The 21,927-nt window shown below is 57.0% G+C and carries 18 protein-coding genes; 7 read left to right on the forward strand and 11 right to left on the reverse strand.

Annotated elements, in window-relative coordinates; genetic code table 11:
- The first annotated feature begins 203 nt into the window (after nucleotides 1–203).
- The 3 genes from malE to malG all read left to right on the forward strand — a co-directional run bounded on the left by malE (nucleotide 204) and on the right by malG (nucleotide 3,961).
- Nucleotides 204–1,394 carry a maltose/maltodextrin ABC transporter substrate-binding protein MalE gene (gene malE / locus QQF33_RS05880; protein ID WP_146052600.1) on the forward strand — a complete coding sequence of 397 codons (1,191 nt, stop codon included), beginning with the start codon at nucleotides 204–206 and terminating at the stop codon, nucleotides 1,392–1,394.
- Between the two features lie 117 nt (nucleotides 1,395–1,511).
- Nucleotides 1,512–3,056: a maltose ABC transporter permease MalF gene (malF, locus tag QQF33_RS05885; protein ID WP_285150608.1), complete on the forward strand. Its 1,545-nt coding sequence runs from the start codon at nucleotides 1,512–1,514 to the stop codon at nucleotides 3,054–3,056.
- Between the two features lie 14 nt (nucleotides 3,057–3,070).
- Nucleotides 3,071–3,961 (forward strand): maltose ABC transporter permease MalG, encoded by an 891-nt coding sequence (gene malG / locus QQF33_RS05890; protein ID WP_282494842.1) that lies wholly within the window; start codon nucleotides 3,071–3,073, stop codon nucleotides 3,959–3,961.
- A 97-nt stretch (nucleotides 3,962–4,058) separates the two neighbouring features.
- On the opposite strand, the gene psiE is transcribed toward malG, so the two are convergent.
- From psiE to pgi, 6 genes are all read right to left on the reverse strand, one after another.
- Nucleotides 4,059–4,469 (reverse strand): phosphate-starvation-inducible protein PsiE, encoded by a 411-nt coding sequence (gene psiE / locus QQF33_RS05895; RefSeq protein ID WP_095280319.1) that lies wholly within the window; start codon nucleotides 4,467–4,469, stop codon nucleotides 4,059–4,061.
- Nucleotides 4,470–4,683: 214 nt separating this feature from the next.
- Nucleotides 4,684–6,780, reverse strand: a complete 2,097-nt coding sequence (locus tag QQF33_RS05900) for a YjbH domain-containing protein (protein ID WP_285157537.1) — start codon at nucleotides 6,778–6,780, stop codon at nucleotides 4,684–4,686.
- A complete protein-coding gene (locus tag QQF33_RS05905) occupies nucleotides 6,780–7,517 on the reverse strand; it encodes a capsule biosynthesis GfcC family protein (protein ID WP_285157538.1) in 738 nt (245 codons plus the stop codon). The genes QQF33_RS05900 and QQF33_RS05905 overlap by 1 nt, the downstream gene beginning before the upstream one ends.
- Complete coding sequence (locus QQF33_RS05910) at nucleotides 7,514–8,152, reverse strand: YjbF family lipoprotein (protein WP_285157539.1); 639 nt, start codon at nucleotides 8,150–8,152, stop codon at nucleotides 7,514–7,516. Before QQF33_RS05910 ends, QQF33_RS05905 begins: the two co-directional genes overlap by 4 nt.
- Nucleotides 8,153–8,214: 62 nt before the next feature.
- Entirely contained in the window at nucleotides 8,215–8,457 is a 243-nt protein-coding gene (gene yjbE / locus QQF33_RS05915) for an exopolysaccharide production protein YjbE (protein WP_095280315.1), read from the reverse strand.
- Between the two features lie 366 nt (nucleotides 8,458–8,823).
- Nucleotides 8,824–10,473 carry a glucose-6-phosphate isomerase gene (pgi, locus tag QQF33_RS05920; RefSeq protein ID WP_285157540.1) on the reverse strand — a complete coding sequence of 550 codons (1,650 nt, stop codon included), beginning with the start codon at nucleotides 10,471–10,473 and terminating at the stop codon, nucleotides 8,824–8,826.
- A 372-nt stretch (nucleotides 10,474–10,845) separates the two neighbouring features.
- Between pgi and lysC the strand changes: the two genes are divergently transcribed.
- From lysC to QQF33_RS05935, 3 genes are all read left to right on the forward strand, one after another.
- Nucleotides 10,846–12,195 carry a lysine-sensitive aspartokinase 3 gene (lysC, locus tag QQF33_RS05925; protein WP_282494847.1) on the forward strand — a complete coding sequence of 450 codons (1,350 nt, stop codon included), beginning with the start codon at nucleotides 10,846–10,848 and terminating at the stop codon, nucleotides 12,193–12,195.
- Nucleotides 12,196–12,290: 95 nt separating this feature from the next.
- A complete protein-coding gene (gene panS, locus QQF33_RS05930) occupies nucleotides 12,291–13,235 on the forward strand; it encodes a ketopantoate/pantoate/pantothenate transporter PanS (protein WP_282494848.1) in 945 nt (314 codons plus the stop codon).
- A 63-nt stretch (nucleotides 13,236–13,298) separates the two neighbouring features.
- The gene (locus QQF33_RS05935; protein ID WP_282494849.1) at nucleotides 13,299–13,571 is read left to right on the forward strand and encodes a DUF3811 domain-containing protein; all 273 of its coding nucleotides are present in this window, start codon (nucleotides 13,299–13,301) and stop codon (nucleotides 13,569–13,571) included.
- A 1-nt stretch (nucleotide 13,572) separates the two neighbouring features.
- On the opposite strand, the gene rluF is transcribed toward QQF33_RS05935, so the two are convergent.
- The 5 genes from rluF to metH form a co-directional block, all read right to left on the reverse strand.
- Nucleotides 13,573–14,442: a 23S rRNA pseudouridine(2604) synthase RluF gene (gene rluF / locus QQF33_RS05940; protein WP_282494850.1), complete on the reverse strand. Its 870-nt coding sequence runs from the start codon at nucleotides 14,440–14,442 to the stop codon at nucleotides 13,573–13,575.
- Between the two features lie 51 nt (nucleotides 14,443–14,493).
- Nucleotides 14,494–14,832 carry a helix-turn-helix domain-containing protein gene (locus QQF33_RS05945; RefSeq protein WP_282494851.1) on the reverse strand — a complete coding sequence of 113 codons (339 nt, stop codon included), beginning with the start codon at nucleotides 14,830–14,832 and terminating at the stop codon, nucleotides 14,494–14,496.
- A complete protein-coding gene (locus QQF33_RS05950; RefSeq protein ID WP_285150612.1) occupies nucleotides 14,822–15,184 on the reverse strand; it encodes a type II toxin-antitoxin system RelE/ParE family toxin in 363 nt (120 codons plus the stop codon). Before QQF33_RS05950 ends, QQF33_RS05945 begins: the two co-directional genes overlap by 11 nt.
- Before the next feature lie 141 nt (nucleotides 15,185–15,325).
- The gene (locus QQF33_RS05955; RefSeq protein ID WP_285145894.1) at nucleotides 15,326–16,957 is read right to left on the reverse strand and encodes a Na/Pi cotransporter family protein; all 1,632 of its coding nucleotides are present in this window, start codon (nucleotides 16,955–16,957) and stop codon (nucleotides 15,326–15,328) included.
- Nucleotides 16,958–17,156: 199 nt separating this feature from the next.
- Nucleotides 17,157–20,840: a methionine synthase gene (metH, locus tag QQF33_RS05960; RefSeq protein ID WP_285157541.1), complete on the reverse strand. Its 3,684-nt coding sequence runs from the start codon at nucleotides 20,838–20,840 to the stop codon at nucleotides 17,157–17,159.
- A gap of 193 nt (nucleotides 20,841–21,033) precedes the next feature.
- Here metH and iclR point away from each other — a divergent pair, with 193 nt between their 5' ends.
- On the forward strand, nucleotides 21,034–21,858 hold the full coding sequence (gene iclR, locus QQF33_RS05965; protein ID WP_285145892.1) for a glyoxylate bypass operon transcriptional repressor IclR: 825 nt from the start codon (nucleotides 21,034–21,036) through the stop codon (nucleotides 21,856–21,858).
- The last annotated feature ends 69 nt before the right edge of the window (nucleotides 21,859–21,927 follow it).

The following is a 21,927-nucleotide window of genomic DNA, read 5'->3' on the forward strand; positions in this document are numbered from 1 at the left end:
GAATTTCGTGATGCAGGCTGCAATATTCAGTGGGCTTTTATGTGCGCCATGACTCATAACTTAAATTTATGCAACGCAGATCACACAACGCGGGGGTGGGGCGTAGACCCAAGGAGGATGGAAAGAGGATGTCATATAAGGAAACTGAGTCACGTTGAACCACCTCAATATCCACGAGCACATCACCAAAAAGGATGGCAGATATGAAGATCAAGACTGGCGCACGCGTTTTCGCATTGTCCGCCCTGGCAGCAATGATGATTTCCGCACCGGCTCTCGCCAAAATTGAAGAAGGTAAGCTGGTTATCTGGATTAACGGCGACAAAGGCTATAACGGCCTGGCCGAAGTGGGTAAGAAATTCGAAAAAGACACCGGCATCAAAGTCACCGTTGAACACCCTGACAAACTGGAAGAGAAATTCCCTCAGGTCGCGGCAACGGGCGATGGCCCGGACATCATCTTCTGGGCGCATGACCGTTTCGGCGGATACGCGCAATCTGGCCTGCTGGCGGAAGTCTCCCCGGATAAAGCATTCCAGGACAAACTGTTCCCGTTCACCTGGGACGCCGTGCGTTACAACGGTAAGCTGATCGCCTATCCGGTGGCCGTTGAAGCCCTGTCTCTGATTTACAACAAAGACCTCGTACCGAACCCGCCAAAATCCTGGGAAGAGATCCCGGCTCTGGATAAAGAGCTGAAGGCGAAAGGTAAGAGCGCGCTGATGTTCAACCTGCAAGAACCGTACTTCACCTGGCCGCTGATCGCTGCCGACGGCGGGTATGCCTTCAAGTTTGAAAACGGCAAATACGACGTGAAAGATGTGGGCGTGGACAGCGCTGGCGCGAAAGCGGGCCTGGGCTTCCTGGTTGATCTCATCAAGAACAAACACATGAACGCGGATACCGATTACTCCATCGCGGAAGCGGCGTTCAACAAAGGCGAAACCGCGATGACCATCAACGGTCCGTGGGCCTGGTCTAACATCGATAAGAGCAAAATCAACTACGGCGTGACCCTGCTGCCAACCTTCAAAGGCAAGCCGTCTAAACCGTTCGTTGGCGTGCTGAGCGCAGGTATCAACGCCGCCAGCCCGAACAAAGAGCTGGCGAAAGAGTTCCTCGAAAACTACCTCCTGACTGACCAGGGTCTGGATGAAGTGAACAAGGACAAACCGCTGGGTGCCGTCGCGCTGAAATCCTTCCAGGATACGCTGGCGAAAGACCCACGCATTGCGGCCACCATGGATAACGCCCAGAAAGGCGAAATCATGCCGAACATCCCGCAAATGGCGGCGTTCTGGTATGCCACTCGTACGGCGGTGATCAACGCAGCAAGCGGTCGTCAGACTGTCGATGCTGCACTGAAAGACGCGCAAGGTCGTATTACGAAGTAAGCAATATGGCGGGTGACGCGCAGCGATCCCGCCCTACCACTACGGCTCAAACCGTAGGTCAGGTCAGCGTAGCGCCACCTGACAATAAGTTTTCACCGCTGTTGAGGAAGATTCCCCATGGATATCATTAAAAAGAAACACTGGTGGCAAAGCGACACGCTGAAATGGTCAGTGATAGGTCTGCTGGGCTTACTGGTGGGATACCTTGTTGTTTTAATGTATGTGCAGGGGGAGTACCTGTTCGCCATCATGACGCTGATTTTGAGCTCAGTTGGCCTGTATATTTTCGCCAATCGTAAAGCCTATGCCTGGCGCTATGTCTATCCGGGCGTGGCCGGGATGGGACTGTTCGTCTTGTTCCCGCTGATCTGTACTATCGCAATCGCCTTTACCAACTACAGCAGCACCAACCAGCTCGCGCAGGAACGCGCCGAACAGGTGTTGATGGACCGTTCTTATCAGGCCGGTAAAACCTTTAACTTTGGTTTATACCCGGCGGGTGACGAGTGGAAACTGGCCCTGACCGATGAAGGGACCGGTAAAAATTATCTCTCCGACGCCTTCAAATTTGGCGGCGAGCAGAAGCTGACTCTGAAAGAAGCAAGCGCCCTGCCGGAAGGCGAGCGCGCGAATCTGCGTATCATCACCCAGAACCGCCAGGCGCTGACCCAGCTGACGGCGATCCTGCCGGACGAAAGCAAAGTGATCATGAGCTCCCTGCGCCAGTTCTCCGGCACGCAGCCGCTCTACACCAAAGCCGATGACGGCACGCTGACCAACAATCAGAGCGGCGTGAAGTATCGTCCAAACAACGAGATCGGTTTCTACCAGTCCATCAACGCCGACGGCAAATGGGGCGATGACAAACTCAGCCCAGGCTACACGGTCACTATTGGCTGGGATAACTTCACCCGCGTCTTCACCGACGAAGGGATTCAGAAACCGTTCTTCGCGATCTTCGTCTGGACGGTGGTCTTCTCGGTGCTGACGGTGATTTTAACCGTCGCGGTCGGCATGGTGCTGGCGTGCGTGGTGCAGTGGGAATCCCTCAAGGGCAAAGCCATCTACCGCGTGCTGCTGATCCTGCCCTACGCCGTGCCGTCGTTTATCTCGATTCTGATTTTCAAAGGGTTGTTCAACCAGAGCTTCGGTGAAATCAACATGATGCTCGGCGCGTTGTTTGGCATCAAACCGGCCTGGTTCAGCGACCCGACCACCGCCCGCAGCATGATTATCATCGTCAACACCTGGCTCGGGTATCCGTACATGATGATCCTGTGCATGGGCCTGCTGAAAGCGATTCCGGACGATCTGTACGAAGCCTCGGCGATGGACGGCGCAGGTCCGTTCCAGAACTTCTTTAAGATTACGCTTCCGCTTCTGATCAAGCCGCTGACGCCGCTGATGATTGCCAGCTTCGCCTTTAACTTTAACAACTTCGTACTGATTCAGCTGCTGACCAACGGCAGCCCGGACCGCCTCGGCACCACCACGCCCGCCGGTTATACAGACCTGTTAGTGAGCTACACCTATCGCATCGCCTTCGAAGGCGGCGGCGGTCAGGACTTCGGGCTGGCGGCCGCAATTGCCACCCTGATCTTCCTGCTGGTCGGCGCGCTGGCGATTGTGAACCTGAAAGCCACACGAATGAAATTTGACTAAGGAGGGCACTCACTATGGCTATGGTACAACCCAAATCTCAGAAACTGCGCCTCCTGGTGACGCACTTAGGGCTGTTGATTTTTATCGCCGCCATCATGTTCCCGCTGCTGATGGTGATCGCCATCTCCCTGCGCGAAGGGAACTTCGCGACGGGCAGCCTGATCCCGGACCAGATCTCCTGGGAGCACTGGAAGCTGGCGCTGGGCTTTAGCGTTGAACACGCCGACGGTCGCGTGACGCCGCCGCCGTTCCCGGTGCTGCTGTGGCTGTGGAACTCAATTAAAGTGGCCGGCATTACCGCCATCGGGATTGTGGCGCTCTCCACCACCTGTGCTTACGCCTTTGCCCGTATGCGTTTCCCGGGCAAGGCGACGCTGCTGAAAAGCATGCTGATTTTCCAGATGTTCCCGGCAGTACTGTCCCTGGTGGCGTTGTACGCGTTGTTTGACCGTCTCGGTCAGTACGTGCCGTTTATCGGTCTGAACACCCACGGCGGGGTGATTTTCGCCTACATGGGCGGGATCGCGCTGCACGTCTGGACAATTAAGGGCTATTTCGAAACCATCGACGGGTCGCTGGAAGAAGCGGCGGCGCTGGATGGGGCCACGCCGTGGCAGGCCTTCCGCCTGGTGCTGTTGCCGCTGTCGGTGCCGATTCTGGCGGTGGTGTTTATTCTGTCGTTCATCGCGGCCATTACCGAAGTCCCGGTCGCATCGCTGCTGCTGCGTGATGTGAATAGCTACACGCTGGCCGTGGGTATGCAGCAATATCTCAACCCGCAAAACTACCTGTGGGGCGACTTTGCCGCAGCCGCTGTACTCTCTGCTATCCCGATCACCGTGGTGTTCCTGCTGGCTCAACGTTGGCTGGTCAACGGCCTCACGGCGGGCGGTGTAAAAGGTTAAGTTTCATCGTGTTATGCCACTGCAACCCTCAACTTTGACGTAATGTATTGACCCTAACTTGTGACTGTTGTTTGGCGCTCCCCGGAGCGCCATTTTTTTATTCGCGTTTCAGCCGTTTAGAGTTGCACAGCCAGAGGGTAATCACCAACAGCAGGATCGCCGCCGAGTAGATCAGCACGTCGAGAGGAGACTTATGATCGACGATGATCAGCCGCACAATCGCGGTAATGCCGATATAGACAAAGTAACGCAGCGGGAAGTGAAAGCCAGACTGAAAGTACTTCACAATCAGGGCGATAAATTCGAAGTAGAGAAAGTAGACCACCAGTCCTTCGACCAGCTCATATTTGCTGGTTTGTTCAGGGGCGAACAGCACATCCGCCAGATGTACCGTCTCTTTGCCGAGAAAGACCACCAGTATCAGGCCAAGGCTCAACAGACCGAGGCTCAGCACGGTCTGGAGGACCATTGAGATAAACTCAACGCGCGGGCGAGTCAGGGATGTCATACAGCACCTCATTCTCTGGAGCGAAGTACCTGTATAACGCAAAAATGTGACGGAGATCTATATTTTTTGTTTATGTTTTGTGCAAACCAGAACAATCGCCCGGTGGCGCTTCGCTTACCGGGCCTACATTCCCGTAGGCCGGATAAGCGCAGCGTCATCCGGCAAAACAGTGATCGTAGGCCGGATAAGCGCAGCGCCATCCGGCAAAACAGCCTTAGCGGAAGTTAACCGACCGGTCGCTGGTCATGTCGTACAGCTGGAATTTACGTCCAAGCTGCTGGCCACCGTCGCGCGTCAGCGGCGTCCAGCCGATCGCCGCGCGGCTGCGGGTCGGACCTGACGAGAAGAGATCCAGCGGAATCGAGACGTACACCCCTTTGGTGAAATCCCCTTCCCCGTACTCGTCCGGCGACACGTTGGTGATGGTCGCGTAACCCCCCACCACCACGCCGCTGTCGAAGCGTTTGGCGATCTCCAGCGTACCGCCCTTATCGCCCGCCAGATACTGCCCGACGCTGGCTTTCACCAGCACGTCCTGGGCAAACGACGGCGTCCAGTAGGCGGTCAGATGGCCGGTCTTCACGCTGTAATCGGTGAACTTCATCATGTCCTGCGCGCTACGCCAGTCACGCTGTTTCACATAGTTCGCATCCAGGCCGAACGCCCAGTTGCTGTCGACCGGACGATACAACACTTCCGCCCCCGCGCCGCCGTACATAGTCTCCAGATAGCCGCCGTAAACCTGGCCGTAGAAGCCGTTGCCGAGGTACTGGAAATAGTTGGCCTGCAGGTTATTCACATACACATCGTTTTGCACATATTCACGCACGCGGGTACGCACGCGCGGCAGCTTCGAGTCGCTCGGCGGGTTGGTGTAGTTGAATTTGTCGTAGTTATTGGCGAGGTTGCCAAACACGCTGCCGGTGGTCAGAAGGTGATCCGTCATCCACAGATCCGCCGTCGCCATCACGCCCAGCTGATACATGTAAAAGTTTTCCGGGCCGCCGACGGACTGGTTCAGGATCGGATCGATATGGAAATCGAAGCGCGATTTGTCGATATACCAGCCCTGCTCGGTGGTTTCCAGCACCACCGGTTCGATGCGTTTTTGCACCAGCTCCGTTTCGTGCCCCAGCGGTTCGCCTTCGAGGTGACGTTTCAGGCTGGCGACATCCGTTTCCGTGGTCACCTGCGGCATGTTCAGACGGTTTTCCGTCACGCGGATCGTGCGGATCCCATCCGGCAGATCGTTCATCACGATCCGATTGGCCCGTTCGATCCCTTCGTGGGAATCGCGGTATTTCACCTGCTCGCCCGTGACATACAGCGTGTCACCTTTGGTCTGGATCTTCGGATCGGCGAGACCCGCGTTGTATTTCAGTAACGTCAGCTGATTCGCCACCACCGAGTGCTGCAGGATCGCATCCTGCGGCTGCGGTCGATACGCCGGGCGCGAATTGTCGTTATAGGACGGACGCATATCGTTAAAGTTGGTGCGCAGGGTGACACCAAACATAAAGGTGTTCCCGCGCTCGTAGCTGAGGTTAACGTCGGCCCAATCGGTGACGCGGTAAATGGCGCCGACGTTAAACTTGCTCTTCTGTTCGAGCTTACCCGCAAAATCTTGCGTGTAGTTGTTGCCTTCGTACTCCAGCTTCAGGCGCAGCGGTTGCCACGGCGTCTGGTATTCCACGCCGCCAAACAGCGAGGCCGGGCCGTGGAACATCTGGTCGCCGTTGACCGAACCGGCTTTCTGGTAGCTGTTATCGCGGTAGCAATATTTGTCGCTGTAGGAGCAGAACGGGTTTTTCACGTTGCCGCTGGTGCCGAGATAGCCCCAGCCCATCCCAAGAGAAAAGTCGAACGGCCCCCAGGCTTTGTTGGCGACGATGTATTCCGCATCAAACAGGCCGGTCCCGCCGATATCGCGCGCCCCGACGGAGACCTGCGGCATCCAGTAGCTCTCTTCCCATAAGCGCAGTTTGACGTCGAAGGCTTTGTCTTTGTAAGTCTGATCGCCCGAAAACGCCTCAACGCTGCTGTACTGTTTGGTGCGCACATCGGTATAGCGCAGAGTGGTTTCGAGCCACGGGAAGAGCTGTACCGAGGCGGAGTAGTACCGGTACTGATCGTTATCGCGGTAGTTCAGGCTGATTTCCCCCTCGCGCGCCATGCGTGCCGTGGGGGTTTGCATCAGCCCGACGCCGCCGAAGTCTGACTGCGACGGCCCAACGGGCGCGGGAAAGGTTTCGGCGTGGCAGGCGGCGCTGACGCAAAGCGCCAGCAGGCTGTAGAGATAAGTTCTTTTCATTAATCCGGTATCCGATGCGTCAGGGAGTGAAGGATGTCGGAGTTCAGCCCGTCATACGCCTTCGTCCAGAAGTGATCGGCAAAGCCGACAAAAATCACGCTGCCCGGCATCGGCTCGATATGGCGTTTATTCCAGTACGCCACCGGGGCCTTTTGCGTGCGGCCATCGGGATAGACCACCCACGCATAGCTGCGATCGGCGCCGTCCAGCAGGCTTTGGTCGTCGAGATAACTCGCCAAATCGCGCCCCGGCGTAAATGGCTTTTTCCCCGGATGGCTGACCAGACCCATCACCGTGACGGTGGTCGGTTGCGGCGTGATCCACAGGCTGTACTCCCCTTGAAGCCGCGGATTGCCCTTCTCGGCCACGCGTACTTTGTCCGGGTCGAGATCCACCAGCTGGCGTCCCGTGACCTGTATCGCCTGAAGCTGCTGGCGCACGGCGTTGATCGCCGCTGCCGTATCGCCCGTTTCCTGCTCTGCCAGACCCGTCAACCGGGCCAGCAGCGCCTTGTGTTTCTGTTCGGCCACGACGCTTGCCTGACGCTCGCTAATCACTGCCCCCGGCCACCAGCTCTCCGCCAGACGCGGCTGCCCGACCAGATCGATCAGGTGTTCGGCGTTGGACAGGGTTTTCGGCTCGTGACTCCCTGGGGTGTAGACCTTCACGGTCCCCGCCGACCAGGCAATCGGCGCTGTAAGCGTCAGAAGGAGTGCGGCTGAAGTGATAATTTTCATGGTTTCGCCGCCTTAATCAGGGTGGCTTTCACCGGGAAGAAGTTCGCGCCAAGGTATTGCAGGGACTGACGAATTTGCCCTTCGTCATCCACCCAAAAACGGTTATGCCAGCTTGCCTGGTCGGTCGTGACCTCTTCGTCGAGGATACGAACCTGAGTCTGGTCGCTGCCCACGGTGACGGTGTCGGTACCATCCCAGCGGAAAACTGATCGCGCGGTGGCGTAGCGCACCTGCTTGTGCTCCGTCCAGCCCATGGTGCGCGTCCAGCTTGCGCCGTCGACGATTTGATTCGGTTTGATCAGCGGGTCTTGCGCGAGGTTGTTCACCTCCAGCAGGTTGTCGCCGCCGAGCAGGGTTTTCACGATACGCCCGTGCTGCGTCACGATGGTGGCCTGATCCTGCGTCACCCATTTCTGCTGCCCGTTTTCGGCGAAAGCGAGCACCACAAACAGCTGCGGCCCCTCGTTTAACTGCATGTACTGGCTGGCGTAGGGCATATTCTGGATATCGTCATCCGTCAGATGCACGCCCGGCGTGCCGAACAGGCTGTCCCACAGTGAGTTTCCCAGCCCTTTGGTGGTGGCTGAGCACGCCTGCAACAGCAGGCAAAGCAGAATGATTGCAGGTCGCTTCACGACTCTTCTCCGAAGGGGTGAAATAACCACACCGAAGTGTGGTTATGGTAATACACCCGTGATTACTGAGTGCTTGTTGTCGTGGTGGTCGTGGTTCCGGTATTGGAGCCATCACCGCCACCGGTTGCCGCCAGAGCGACACCCACGGCCGAGCCTACGGTGCTGGTCGCGGTCGCGGTAGAACTCCCCGCTGACGCAGACGTCGCTGCCGAGCCTGCTGCTTCCCCGACCTGAACCGGAGCCGCATAGACAGACGTCGCCGCAAGCGCAGATATGGCAAAAATGCCATACAGTACTTTCTTCATAACAATTTCCCTTCAATGAATGAATGGAGATTTGCCCGAAAAGAAATTCAGGCGGATTCGAGTATACACAACTAAAGCAGACGGATTGCCGTGCGGGGAAATAGCGGGACGGTTTTAGGATAAATGGATGAAAGGAAATATCAGAGGAGGAAAAATATTAATTAAGACGTATAAATTCAACGAGTTATAATATAATAAAATATCAGCAAGGCTCCGTATTTTCCTAAAATAACCCTTAGTCATTAACAGGGTAATTGGCCTTTTCGGATTAACCTCAGAATAGAAATTTGCGCCAGGTAACGGACAACCGGAATTATCCGATAAAAAAATGCCGGCATTTCGCCGGCATTGTTCAGGGAATATTAATTATCCACGCCAGGATTTATAGCGATTAATCAGACCATTCGTTGAACTGTCATGGCTGTTAATATCTTTGTCATCACCCAGCTCTGGCAGAATGCGGTTCGCCAGCTGTTTGCCCAACTCTACGCCCCACTGATCGAAGGTGAAGATATTCAGGATCGCGCCCTGAGTGAAGATTTTGTGCTCGTACAGGGCAATCAACGCACCCAGGCTGAACGGCGTGATTTCGCGCAGCAGGATGGAGTTGGTTGGGCGGTTGCCTTCGAAGACTTTGAACGGCACTACGTGGTCCAGCGTGGCCGGATCTTTACCCTGGTCACGATATTCCTGCTCAACCACGTCGCGGGCTTTACCAAACGCCAGCGCTTCGGTCTGCGCGAAGAAGTTAGACAGCAGTTTCTGATGGTGGTCGGACAGCGCGTTGTGGGTCTGCGCCGGCGCGATGAAATCACATGGGACCATTTTGGTGCCCTGGTGAATCAGCTGATAGAACGCGTGCTGACCGTTAGTGCCCGGCTCGCCCCAGATGATTGGACCGGTCTGGTAATCCACGACGTTGCCGTTACGGTCAACGTATTTGCCGTTGGATTCCATGTTGCCCTGCTGGAAGTACGCCGCGAAGCGGTGCATGTACTGGTCGTACGGCAGGATGGCTTCGGTTTCTGCGCCGAAGAAGTTGTTGTACCAGATACCGATCAGCGCCAGCAGCACCGGCAGGTTTTTTTCAGCCGGAGTGGTGGAGAAGTGCTTGTCCATCGCGTGCGCGCCGGAGAGCAGCTCAACGAAGTTGTCGTAACCTACGGACAGGATGATCGACAGACCAATCGCTGACCACAGGGAGTAACGGCCGCCGACCCAGTCCCAGAACTCGAACATGTTCGCGGTATCGATGCCGAACTCGCCCACGGCTTTACCGTTAGTGGAGAGCGCCGCGAAGTGTTTGGCGACGTGTTGGTTATCGCCCGCCGTTGCCAGGAACCAGTCGCGCGCGCTGTGGGCGTTGGTCATGGTCTCTTGCGTGGTGAAGGTTTTAGAGGCAACCAGGAACAGGGTGGTTTCCGGGTTCACTTTTTTCAGCACTTCGGCGATGTGGGTGCCATCGACATTGGAAACGAAGTGCATGTTCAGATGGTTTTTGTACGGGCGCAGCGCTTCGGTCACCATGAACGGGCCGAGGTCAGAGCCGCCGATACCGATGTTCACGACGTCGGTGATCGCTTTACCGGTGTAGCCTTTCCAACTGCCGGAGATAATGGCTTCGGAGAAGGTTTTCATCTTCTCGAGCACCGCGTTCACTTCCGGCATCACATCTTTGCCGTCAACGATAATCGGAGTATTGCTACGGTTGCGCAGCGCGACATGCAGGACAGCGCGGTCTTCGGTGCGGTTGATCTTCTCGCCAGAGAACATGGACTTGATGGCCCCTGCCAGATCGGTCTCTTTCGCCAGATCCTGCAGTTTTGCCAGCGTCTCTTCGGTGATGCGGTTTTTGGAGAAGTCCACCAGCATCTGATCGTCGAAGGTGGCGGAGAATTTGCTGAAACGGTCGCCGTCTTTCGCGAACAGGTCCGCGATGGTGACGTCTTTCATTTCGTCGAAGTGTTTTTGTAGTGCCTGCCAGGCAGAAGTCTGCGTTGGATTGATGTTTTTCATTAGCAATACTCTTGTGATTTGAGAATTGTGACTGCGGTCGATTGTAGCGCCTGCGCGCAGAAATTGTGATGGTTTTTATGCCATTGCCCTGGTCTGCATCAAACGGGCGTGAAAAGTCCCAAAAGTATAGTCGCTACAGCCAGCCCTATCGCGGTGGAATGTCCTTCAGATCGCCGTAAAACGAGGGATAAAATAATGGCTTGTTATTAGTCCTGTTACTGAGGGGTACCCCCCCATGAAAAATCCGCATAATCCCAGCGTTGACAGGACTCCCCCCGCATTTTATTTATAGGGCGGTATTTGCGCCTGCACCTGTCATCGTTTCGTTCTTGTGCCAAGGTCGCTTTATTCTTTCCCTGACACGAGGATGTTATGACGAGTTTTGTTGTCGCCAAATTTGGCGGTACCAGTGTGGCCGATTACGACGCCATGAACCGCAGCGCCGACGTGGTGCTGGCCGATCCGACGACCCGCCTGGTGGTGCTTTCTGCCTCGGCTGGCGTGACCAATCTGCTGGTGGCCCTGTCAGAAGGACTGGAAGCGACCGAGCGCTTTGTGAAGCTCGACGCGCTGCGCAAAATTCAGTTCGATATCCTCGAGCGCATGAAGAACCCTCAGGTGATTCGCGAGGAAGTTGAACGCCTGCTGGAAAATATCACCACCCTGGCGGAAGCGGCCTCTCTGGCAACTTCCACCGCGCTGACCGACGAACTGGTGAGCCACGGCGAGCTGATGTCCACCCTGCTGTTCGTTGAGATCCTGCGTGAGCGCGACGTGCTGGCGCAGTGGTTTGACGTGCGTAAAATCATGCGCACCAGCGACCGCTTTGGCCGCGCCGAACCGGACGTGGCGACCCTTTCCGAGCTGTCGAAACAACAGCTGGCCCCGCGCCTGGCCGAAGGAATTGTCATCACTCAGGGCTTTATCGGTAGCGAAGCCAAAGGCCGCACCACCACCCTCGGCCGCGGCGGCAGCGACTACACCGCGGCCCTGCTGGGCGAAGCGCTGTATGCCACCCGTGTGGATATCTGGACCGACGTCCCTGGCATCTACACCACCGATCCGCGCGTGGTGCCTGCCGCAAAACGCATTGATGTGATCGCCTTTGAAGAGGCTGCCGAAATGGCGACCTTCGGTGCGAAAGTGCTGCATCCGGCGACTCTGCTGCCTGCGGTTCGCAGCGATATTCCGGTCTTTGTCGGCTCGAGCAAAGATCCAAAAGCAGGCGGGACGCTGGTGTGCAAAAGCACCGAAAATCCACCGCTGTTCCGCGCTCTGGCCCTGCGTCGCAAGCAGACGCTGGTCACCCTGCACAGCCTGAACATGCTGCACTCCCGCGGTTTCCTCGCGGAAGTGTTCGGGATTCTGGCGCGCCACAATATCTCAGTGGATCTGATCACCACCTCTGAAGTGAGCATTGCGCTGACGCTGGACACCACCGGCTCGACGTCGACGGGCGATACCCTGCTGACGCAATCCCTGCTGATGGAGTTGTCTGCCCTGTGCCGCGTTGAAGTCGAAGAGAATCTGGCCCTGGTGGCGATTATCGGCAACCAGCTGTCACGCGCCTGCGGCGTGGGCAAAGAGGTCTTTGGCGTACTGGATCCGTTCAACATCCGCATGATTTGCTACGGCGCCTCCAGCTACAACCTCTGTTTCCTGGTCCCGGGCCACGAAGCCGAGCAGGTCGTGCAGAAACTTCACCATAATTTGTTTGAATAAAATTCCTTAGCACGATAAACAATACCAATAGCCGGGCTCGAACCCGGCTTTTTTATAACTAAATAACACAACGACAATACTGCAAGGAATTCACTATGTTATCCGCAATCACGCGGCTGTTCCCGCTATGGGCGCTGCTGCTCTCTGTTCTCGCTTATTACACGCCCTCAACATTCACCCCCGTCGGCCCGTGGGTCACGACGCTGCTGATGCTGATCATGCTCGGCATGGGCGTGCATCTGAAAATCGACGATTTTAAGCGCGTGCTGTCACGCCCTGCTCCGGTCGCGGCGGGGATTTTCCTGCACTATCTGGTGATGCCGCTCGCCGCCTGGCTGCTGGCGATGGCCTTCAAAATGCCGCCGGATTTATCTGCCGGAATGGTGCTGGTGGGCAGCGTCGCCAGCGGTACGGCGTCGAATGTGATGATCTATCTGGCGAAGGGCGACGTGGCGCTGTCGGTGACCATCTCGTCGGTCTCAACGCTGGTGGGGGTGATCGCCACGCCGCTGCTGACGCGTCTGTACGTGGATGCCCATATTCAGGTGGATGTGATGGGGATGCTGCTGTCGATCCTGCAAATCGTGGTGATTCCGATTGCGCTCGGTCTGGTGATTCATCACCTGTTCCCGCGCGTGGTGAAAGCCGTGGAGCCTTACCTGCCCGCGTTTTCAATGGTCTGCATCCTGGCGATCATCAGCGCCGTGGTTGCCGGGTCGGCATCGCACATTGCGTCGGTAGGTTTTGTGGTGATCATCGCGGTGATTCTGCATAACACTATCGGGCTGCTGGGCGGTTACTGGGGCGGGAAGCTGTTTGGTTTTGATGAATCGACCTGCCGCACGCTGGCGATCGAAGTGGGAATGCAGAACTCCGGCCTCGCGGCGGCGCTCGGTAAGATCTACTTCTCTCCGCTCGCGGCGCTGCCTGGCGCACTGTTCTCGGTCTGGCATAACCTGTCCGGCTCGCTGCTGGCGGGCTACTGGTCAGGAAAACCGATTGAAGCGCAGCCGAAAAAAGAAGTGGTGAAAGAAAACTAATTCACTTCGCGCAAACCGCGGCTTGCTTTACACTGAAGCCTCTACTCTCAAGAGGCTTCAGGTATGTCCACACCGAGATTGACCCAGAAAGACATGACGGAAAGCGAGCAGCGCGAGCTGAAAACCCTGCTCGATCGCGCACGGATTGCACATGGTCGTACTCTGACAAACGCTGAAACCAATCAGGTGAAAAAAGAGTACATCGACAAGCTGATGGCCGAGCGTGAAGTCGAAGCGAAGAAAGCCCGCAAACTCAAAAAAGCGCAGGCTTATAAACCAGATAAAGAATCCACGTTCTCGTGGACTGCCAATACTTCACCCCGTGGAAGGCGCTAATTTAGCGCCCTTTCTTTTTACGGCCTGGCTGTACGAAGCGTTTTCCGGCCGGTTTGTTGCGCTCTTTTTCTGCGGATTTCGGCGCGCTGACCACAGGCCGTTTTATCCCCTGGGTTTTCGGTTTTGCTTTGGCTTTCGGCTTAGCCTCAGAAGACGACCCTTCAATCAGCTTAAACAGCTCAATCAGTTCATCCCCGGTCAGATCGCGCCACTCGCCCTGCGGAATACCGGCGACACTGACGTTCATAATGCGCGTACGCTCAAGCTTCGTGACCTCAAAACCAAAATGCTCGCACATACGGCGGATTTGACGGTTTAAGCCCTGCACCAGGGTAATGCGAAACGTGAACGGTGCCTCTTTTTTGACTTTGCACTTCTTGGTGACGGTTCCGAGAATCGGCACGCCCGCGCCCATCCCGCGAATAAAATCATCCGTCACCGGCTTGTTGACCGTAACCAGATACTCTTTCTCATGATCGTTACCGGCACGCAGGATTTTGTTCACCAGATCGCCATGGTTGGTGAGGAAAATCAGCCCCTGCGAATCTTTGTCCAGACGCCCAATCGGGAAGATGCGGCTGCTGTGGTTGACGAAATCGACGATGTTATCCCGCTCACCATCTTCCGTGGTGCTGACAATCCCCACCGGTTTGTTCAACGCGATAAACACCAGATCTTCTTCGTCTCTTGGCTCAATCAGCTGGCCATTCACTTTCACCACATCGCCGGGCACCACCTGATCCCCAATGGTGGCGCGTTTGCCATTGAGGAAGACGTTGCCTTGCTCGATGTAACGGTCAGCCTCGCGACGCGAGCAGATTCCGCTCTCGCTAATGTATTTGTTTAATCGGGTTGATTGGGTGGGCAGCATAATTTCTCCTTAATGGGCGAAATATACCTTAGGTTTGGGCTGGTAAAAAGATTAGCCGACGGTAACTGAGACAGGTTTTCCCAGTTTGCTCAGCATCATCACAAGCGTGTCGAGGGTAAATTTGCTGGTTTTGAGATTCACCACATCGGATACACGCGGGCGAGAGACGTTAAGTCTCGCCGCTGCATCTGCCTGCCGCATTTTATTATCTGAAATCCAGCTGGAGATCTCTTGCATCAGTTGGCGCTTGATCAGCAAAAGCTGTTCGACCTCCTTTTCGGCATCCTGCTGCAGGCATTTCGCTTCACTTTCCTCAAACCCCAGATCGGCAAAAATGTTGGCATCCGCCCCCGTGACATGACGAATATTGCAATCAACGTTATTCTTCATTTCGATTCCTCATTTCATCGAGCGCCGCCTGATAACGGGCTTTTGCAATTCGTATATCCTGTCCGGAAGTTCGCTGCGTTTTTTTCACAAAGCAATGCAGCACGTACACAGCATCGTCAAAACGGGCCAGATAAATGATCCGCCAGGCACCCGTCGCTCCATGAAGCCTGATCTCAGCGACGCCTCTGCCTATCTCTGACATCGGTTTCCAGTCAGCAGCCTCCAGGCCCGCCTGTAACCGATGCAGCTGATACCCGGCGTCTTTACGGATTTCCTCCGGGAAACCGAGCAAATCATCAAGCGCGCTCCCCATCCATGCGACAGGACGCATCGTTGGTTTTTCTAATAACATAACACATCCCTGTATAAAATTTTATACATCACTAATGACAAAACGTTGCAGCGCAGATTTAAATCACCTGCGCTGCAACGTTAAATGTGAAGTGGGATTGCGTCACGCCCGACAGCAGGAAACTGCGAGGCGCTTTCAGAACTAATACTCATCCCTCTCATCATCTTCATCCGGCTGCTCCATCACGCTGTAGGCCACCGAGCAGAACAGGGAGTTGAGACGCTTCATATCGCCGAGCAGCCCCAGGTGCAGGGAGCTGGTTTCAATACTTTGCACGTTCTGCTGATGCAGGCGGTCAACGTGGGCGTGTGAGTAACGGCGGTTGAGAATACGGAAACGGTGCTTGTTGCGGCGCAGACGGCGGGCGCTGGGCACGTCGCCGGAGAAGAAGACCGACATCGCCAGCTGCAGGTTGCTGAGAAGCTGATCGTGCAACGCATCCAGCTCGGTGACCCCCTCGAGGGAGAATGCCCGGCGGGCGGCAAGGGATTTATCGGCGATTTCACTCCCCATACGCTCGACGATATCGGAGGCCTGCTCCAGGTTGAGGGACATCTCGATAATCTCTGCCCAGCGGCGAGACTCCTCTTCCGCCAGCTCATCCTGCGGCATGCGCGCCAGGTAGAGTTTGATGGCGGTGTAGAGCACGTTGATATCGTCGGCCAGTTTGCGCAGCTCTTTCTCTTCGCGCGGCTCGCCGTGCATCACCTTCTTCAGGCCATCCAGCATGGTCTCCATCGCGTCGCCCATGCGCAGGGTCTCACGCGCGGCATTGGCCAGCGCCAGCGCCGGGGTATCGAGGGCTGAGGTGTCGAGATGCTTCGGTTTCAGACGAGCGTCCAGTTCGGGTTCATCGCGGATCATGCGCTTACAGAACCGCGCCATCGGCCCGGCAAACGGCACCATCGCCAGGCAGCGCACCAGGTTGTAGAAGACGTGGAAATAGATCACCAGCTCGGCTTTCGGCAGCGGCAGGTTATCCATCAGGTTCGCCAGGGGATGGACAAACGGCAGGATGATCAGGCTGCCCACCAGCTTGAAGAGCAAACTCCCGAGCGCCACGCGGCGGGCGGCGGCATTCGCGCCGCTGTTGTTGAGCATCGCCAGCAGGCCAGAGCCGAGGTTCGCGCCAATCACCAGGCACAGCGCGACCGGGAAGGAGATCGCCCCGGCGGTGGTCAGCGTCGCGGTGAGCAGCACCGCCGCCAGGCTGGAGTAACTGATGATGGCAAACACCGCGCCGATCAGCGCATCGAGCATGATATCGCCCGTGAGCGAGGCGAAAATCACCTGCACGCCGTTGGCCTGAGTGATCGGCGTGACCGCCTGGACTATCAACTCCAGCGCCAGCAGGATCAGCCCGAGGCCAATCCCGACGCGGCCCAGCTGCCCTTCGCGGGTCTGCTTGCGGCCGAGGAAGAAGATCACGCCGATGAAAATCAGCAGCGGCGAGAGCCAGGAGAGATCGAAGGTCAGGATTCGCGCCATCAGCGCGGTCCCGACGTCTGCGCCGAGCACAATCACCAGCGCCGGAGTGAGCGCCACCAGGTCCTGCGCCACGAACGAGGTGACGAGCATGGTGGTGGCGTTACTGCTTTGCACGAGGGCGGTGACGCCGATCCCCGCGCAGAAGGCGAGCGGCTTCTTCTCAACGCTGCGGCTGAGGACGGTGCGTAAGCGTGCGCCAAAGACGCGCATCACGCCGGTACGGACAATGTGCGTGCCCCAGACCAGCAGGGCGACGGCCGATAGCAGGTGTAACAATGTCAGCACGGAAGTGGGTTCTCCTTATTGTTGTCGGTTATCCTTTGGCTTCTTTGCCGGGCAGCACTGCGTTTGCCCGGCCTACGGTCTTTTGTAGGCCCGGTAAGCGAAGCGCTACCGGGCTGAGTTTTTTAAGTATAAGAGTTATTGCGACAGAAAGAGACAGGGCGCCCGATGAGCGCCCTGTTAGTTGTAAGGAAAAGTGAAATTAATCCGCGTCGTAGCCCAGATTCGGAGCCAGCCAGCGTTCCACTTCGGAGACGCTCATCCCCTTACGCAGCGCATAGTCTTCCACCTGATCGCGCTGGATTTGCGCCACAGCGTAGTATTTGCTGTCAGGATGGCTGAAATACCAGCCCGAAACGGACGCGCCCGGCCACATGGCATAGGATTCCGTCAGTTTCATCCCGGTGTGGGTTTCCACATCTAAAAGCTGCCAGATGGTGCCCTTTTCCGTGTGTTCCGGACAGGCCGGATAGCCTGGTGCCGGACGGATGCCCTGATAGTTTTCGCGGATCAACTCCTCGTTACTGAGGTTCTCATTCGCCGCGTAACCCCAGTGAACTTTACGCACCCGCTCATGCAGGTATTCCGCGAAGGCTTCCGCCAGACGGTCAGCGAGAGCTTTCAGCATGATTTTGTTGTAATCATCATGCTGCGCTTCATACGCGTCAGCGAGCGCGTCCTCTTCCAGCCCACCGGTCACGGCGAACGCGCCGATGTAGTCCGCTTTGCCGCTGAGTTTTGGCGCGACGAAATCGGCCAGGCAGTAGTTGGCAAAGCCGACTTTCTCGGTCTGCTGGCGCAGATGACGGCTCACCGCCAGCACGTTAGTGCGGGTTTCATCGCGATAAATTTCGATGTCATCCCCGACGCGGTTCGCCGGGAACAGGCCGACGACGCCGCGCGGATTCAGGCTCTTCTCGGCACTCAACTGGTCGAGCAAATCGTTGGCGTCTTTGAACAGGCGCTGCGCCTCTTCGCCGACCACTTCATCCTCAAGAATGCGCGGATATTTCCCCGCCAGCGACCAGGTCATAAAGAACGGCGTCCAGTCGATGTAATTACGCAGGGTTTCGATATTCGCGGTCACCTCCTGCACGCCCAGACGGTGCGCCACCGGCGGCGTGTAGCTCGCCCAGTCGAAGGCCAGATCGTTTTCGCGCGCCGCAGCCAATGTCACCGGCGGAGTGCGCGGTTTCTTGCGGGCGTGCTGGATGCGAACGGTGTCGTACTCTTTGCGGGTTCTGGCGACAAAATCGTCGCGCTGCGTCGCAGAAAGCAGGGCTGACACCACGCCCACGGTACGTGACGCGTTCTGCACGTAGACCGTCGGCCCGCTGTAGTTCTGCTCGATTTTCACCGCCGTATGCGCTTTCGAGGTCGTCGCGCCGCCAATCAGCAGCGGAATGGTAAAGCCCTGGCGCTCCATCTCTTTCGCCACGTTGACCATTTCGTCCAGCGACGGGGTGATCAGCCCGGAGAGGCCGATCAGATCCGCGTTCACTTCGCGCGCGGTTTTGAGGATTTTGTCCGCCGGAACCATCACGCCCAGATCGATGATTTCGTAGTTATTACACTGCAGCACCACGCCGACGATATTTTTGCCGATGTCGTGCACGTCGCCTTTGACGGTCGCTATCACCATCTTGCCGTTGGTCTGGCCTTTCTCTTTGCTGGCCTCAATGTACGGCTCGAGATAGGCCACCGCCTGCTTCATCACGCGCGCGGATTTCACCACCTGCGGCAGGAACATTTTGCCCTCGCCGAACAGGTCGCCGACCACGTTCATGCCGTCCATCAGTGGACCTTCGATCACCTCAATCGGGCGCGCGGAAAGCTGACGTGCCTCTTCCGTATCCAGCTCGATAAACTCGGTGATGCCTTTGACCAGCGAGTATTCCAGACGCTTTTTCACATCCCAGGCGCGCCATTCAGCCTGCTGAACTTTTACGCTTTCATCGTTTTTACTGCCGCGATATTTCTCCGCCAGATCCAGCATGCGTTCGGTGGAGTCGTCGCGGCGGTTGAGGATCACGTCTTCCACGGCGTCGCGCAGTTCGGCGGGCAGGTCGTCGTAAATTGCCAGCTGTCCGGCGTTGACGATCCCCATGTCCATGCCGTTGCGGATGGCGTAGTAAAGGAACACGGCGTGGATCGCTTCACGCACCGGGTCGTTACCGCGGAACGAGAACGAAACGTTGGAGACGCCGCCGGAAATCAAGGCGTGCGGCAGTTCGCGTTTGATGTCTTCGCACGCGCCGATAAAGTCCTGCGCGTAGTTGTTATGCTCTTCAATCCCGGTCGCGACGGCGAAGATATTGGGGTCGAAAATGATGTCTTCTGGCGGGAAACCGACCTCTTCGGTCAGGATTTTGTACGCCCGACGGCAAATCTCAATCTTACGTTCGCGGGTGTCGGCCTGGCCGACTTCGTCGAATGCCATCACCACCACGGCGGCGCCATAGCGGCGCACCAGTTTGGCGTGGTGGATAAACGGCTCGATACCCTCTTTCATTGAGATCGAGTTAACGATGCCCTTGCCCTGAATGCACTTCAGCCCTTTTTCGATAACCTCCCATTTGGAGGAGTCGATCATGATCGGCACGCGGGCGATGTCCGGCTCACCGGCAATCAGATTCAGGAACCGCACCATCGCCGCTTCGGCGTCGAGCATCCCTTCATCCATGTTGATATCGATGATCTGTGCGCCGCTTTCCACCTGCTGGCGGGCAACGTCCAGCGCTTCGCTGTATTTCTCTTCTTTGATCAGGCGTTTGAACTTAGCGGAACCGGTGACGTTGGTACGTTCACCGACGTTCACAAACAGGCTGTCATCGGCAATGGTCAGCGGCTCAAGACCGGCCAGACGACAGGCGACCGGAAGCGTCGGCAACTGGCGCGGCGCTAAGCCGGCCACCGCGTTGCTCATGGCGGCGATGTGTTCCGGCGTGGTACCGCAGCAGCCGCCGACGATGTTCAGAAAGCCCGACTCGGCCCACTCGCGGATCTGCGCGGCCATGGTCGTCGCATCGAGGTCGTATTCGCCAAAGGCGTTCGGCAAACCGGCGTTCGGGTGTGCGGTCACATAGCACTCGGCGATACGCGAAAGTTCCTGCACATACTGACGCAGTTCGTCCGGACCGAGGGCGCAGTTCAGGCCGAAGGTCAGCGCATCGGCGTGACGCAGGGAGTTGTAAAAGGCTTCCGTCGTCTGGCCGGAAAGGGTGCGTCCGGAGGCATCCGTGATGGTGCCGGAGATCATGATCGGCAAGTCGACGCCCAGCGCTTCCATCTCTTCCTTCACCGCGAAGATCGCGGCTTTGGCGTTGAGGGTGTCGAATACCGTCTCAATCATGATCAGATCGGAACCGCCTTCCACCAGCGCTTTGGTCGATTCACGATAGGCAGCCACCAGCTGGTCGAAGGTGACGTTGCGGTAGGCTGGATCGTTGACGTCCGGTGAAATCGAGGCGGTACGGTTAGTCGGGCCAAGCACCCCGGCCACGTAGCGCGGTTTTTCCGGCGTGCGGGCGGTCCATGCATCGGCGCAGGCGCGCGCCAGTCGGGCGGCCTCGAAGTTGATTTCCGCCGACAGGGATTCCATCTGGTAATCCGCCATGGCGATGGTTGTCGAGTTGAAGGTGTTGGTTTCAACGATGTCCGCGCCCGCCTGGAAATAGGCGTTATGAATCGCCGCGATGACATCCGGTTTACTCAGCACCAGCAGGTCATTGTTGCCTTTCAGGTCACAGGGCCAGTCGGCGAAACGCTCGCCGCGGAAATCGTCTTCACTGAGACGATAGCTCTGGATCATGGTGCCCATGCCGCCGTCCAGCACCAGAATTCGTTCATTTAACTGCGCACGCAGTTGATCTACTTTGCTGCTCACACTCGCTCCCGACAACGCTCAACAAGGCCAAAAGGCTGCGGTCCATACTGGCATAATCTCGCAGGAGGGAGAAGTCACGCAGCGTTAACATGAGACATGTTCACTATCACTCCTCCGATCAGTCAGGATAACGGTTGCAAATTCACCAAATAAAACGAAAATGATTTCCACGATACAGAAAAAGGAATCCGTCATGGTCGCTACCGTTCCCGCAAAACGCGGCAGAAAACCTGCTGCCACTACCGCGCCGCCTGGCGGACAAGTTCAGTCGCTGACGCGCGGATTAAAGCTGCTGGAATGGATTGCGGAATCCCACAGCAGCGTGGCCCTGACCGAACTGGCGCAGCAGGCGGGCCTGCCGAACTCCACGACGCATCGTCTGTTGAGCACCATGCAGCAGCTTGGGTTTGTCCGTCAGGTGGGCGAGCTGGGCCACTGGTCTGTGGGTGCGCACGCGTTTATCGTCGGCAGCAGCTTTTTGCAGAGCCGTAACCTGCTGGCGATTGTTCACCCCATCCTGCGCACACTGATGGAAGATTCCGGCGAGACGGTCAACCTGGCGGTGCTGGATCAGAGCGACCATCAGGCGATTATCATTGATCAGGTGCAGTGTACGCAGCTGATGCGTATGTCCGCGCCGATTGGCGGCAAACTGCCGATGCATGCGTCTGGTGCGGGAAAAGCGTTCCTGTCGCAGCTGAGCGAGGAGCAGGTCACCGGTCTGCTGCACCGTAAAGGGCTGCACGCCTATACCCATGCAACGCTGGTTTCCCCCCTGCACCTGAAAGATGATTTGGCCCAGACGCGCAAGCGCGGCTATTCGTTTGATGATGAAGAGCACGCTCTGGGCCTGCGCTGCATCGCGGCGTGCATTTTTGATGAGCATCGCGAACCCTTCGCGGCGATCTCCATTTCCGGACCGATTTCACGCGTGACCGACGACCGCGTGACCGAGCTGGGCGCGCTGGTGATCAAAGCGGCGAAGGAAGTGACGCTGGCGTATGGTGGGATTCGTTAAGATATTTTGCCGGGTGGCGCTGCGCTTACCGGGCCTACAAAACCTGAACGTAGGCCGGGTAAGGCGCAG

This window comes from Lelliottia wanjuensis, assembly GCF_030238365.1.
In the GTDB taxonomy this organism is placed as follows: Bacteria; Pseudomonadota; Gammaproteobacteria; order Enterobacterales; family Enterobacteriaceae; genus Enterobacter; species Enterobacter wanjuensis.

Bases quoted from the DNA above. Each gene is read 5' to 3' on its own strand.
- malE (WP_146052600.1), top strand. From the start codon at position 204: ATGAAGATCAAGACTGGCGCACGCGTTTTCGCATTGTCCGCCCTGGCA.
- malF (WP_285150608.1), top strand. From the start codon at position 1,512: ATGGATATCATTAAAAAGAAACACTGGTGGCAAAGCGACACGCTGAAA.
- malG (WP_282494842.1), top strand. From the start codon at position 3,071: ATGGCTATGGTACAACCCAAATCTCAGAAACTGCGCCTCCTGGTGACG.
- psiE (WP_095280319.1), bottom strand. From the start codon at position 4,469: ATGACATCCCTGACTCGCCCGCGCGTTGAGTTTATCTCAATGGTCCTC.
- QQF33_RS05900 (WP_285157537.1), bottom strand. From the start codon at position 6,780: ATGAAAAGAACTTATCTCTACAGCCTGCTGGCGCTTTGCGTCAGCGCC.
- QQF33_RS05905 (WP_285157538.1), bottom strand. From the start codon at position 7,517: ATGAAAATTATCACTTCAGCCGCACTCCTTCTGACGCTTACAGCGCCG.
- yjbE (WP_095280315.1), bottom strand. From the start codon at position 8,457: ATGAAGAAAGTACTGTATGGCATTTTTGCCATATCTGCGCTTGCGGCG.
- pgi (WP_285157540.1), bottom strand. From the start codon at position 10,473: ATGAAAAACATCAATCCAACGCAGACTTCTGCCTGGCAGGCACTACAA.
- lysC (WP_282494847.1), top strand. From the start codon at position 10,846: ATGACGAGTTTTGTTGTCGCCAAATTTGGCGGTACCAGTGTGGCCGAT.
- panS (WP_282494848.1), top strand. From the start codon at position 12,291: ATGTTATCCGCAATCACGCGGCTGTTCCCGCTATGGGCGCTGCTGCTC.
- QQF33_RS05935 (WP_282494849.1), top strand. From the start codon at position 13,299: ATGTCCACACCGAGATTGACCCAGAAAGACATGACGGAAAGCGAGCAG.
- rluF (WP_282494850.1), bottom strand. From the start codon at position 14,442: ATGCTGCCCACCCAATCAACCCGATTAAACAAATACATTAGCGAGAGC.
- QQF33_RS05945 (WP_282494851.1), bottom strand. From the start codon at position 14,832: ATGAAGAATAACGTTGATTGCAATATTCGTCATGTCACGGGGGCGGAT.
- QQF33_RS05950 (WP_285150612.1), bottom strand. From the start codon at position 15,184: ATGTTATTAGAAAAACCAACGATGCGTCCTGTCGCATGGATGGGGAGC.
- iclR (WP_285145892.1), top strand. From the start codon at position 21,034: ATGGTCGCTACCGTTCCCGCAAAACGCGGCAGAAAACCTGCTGCCACT.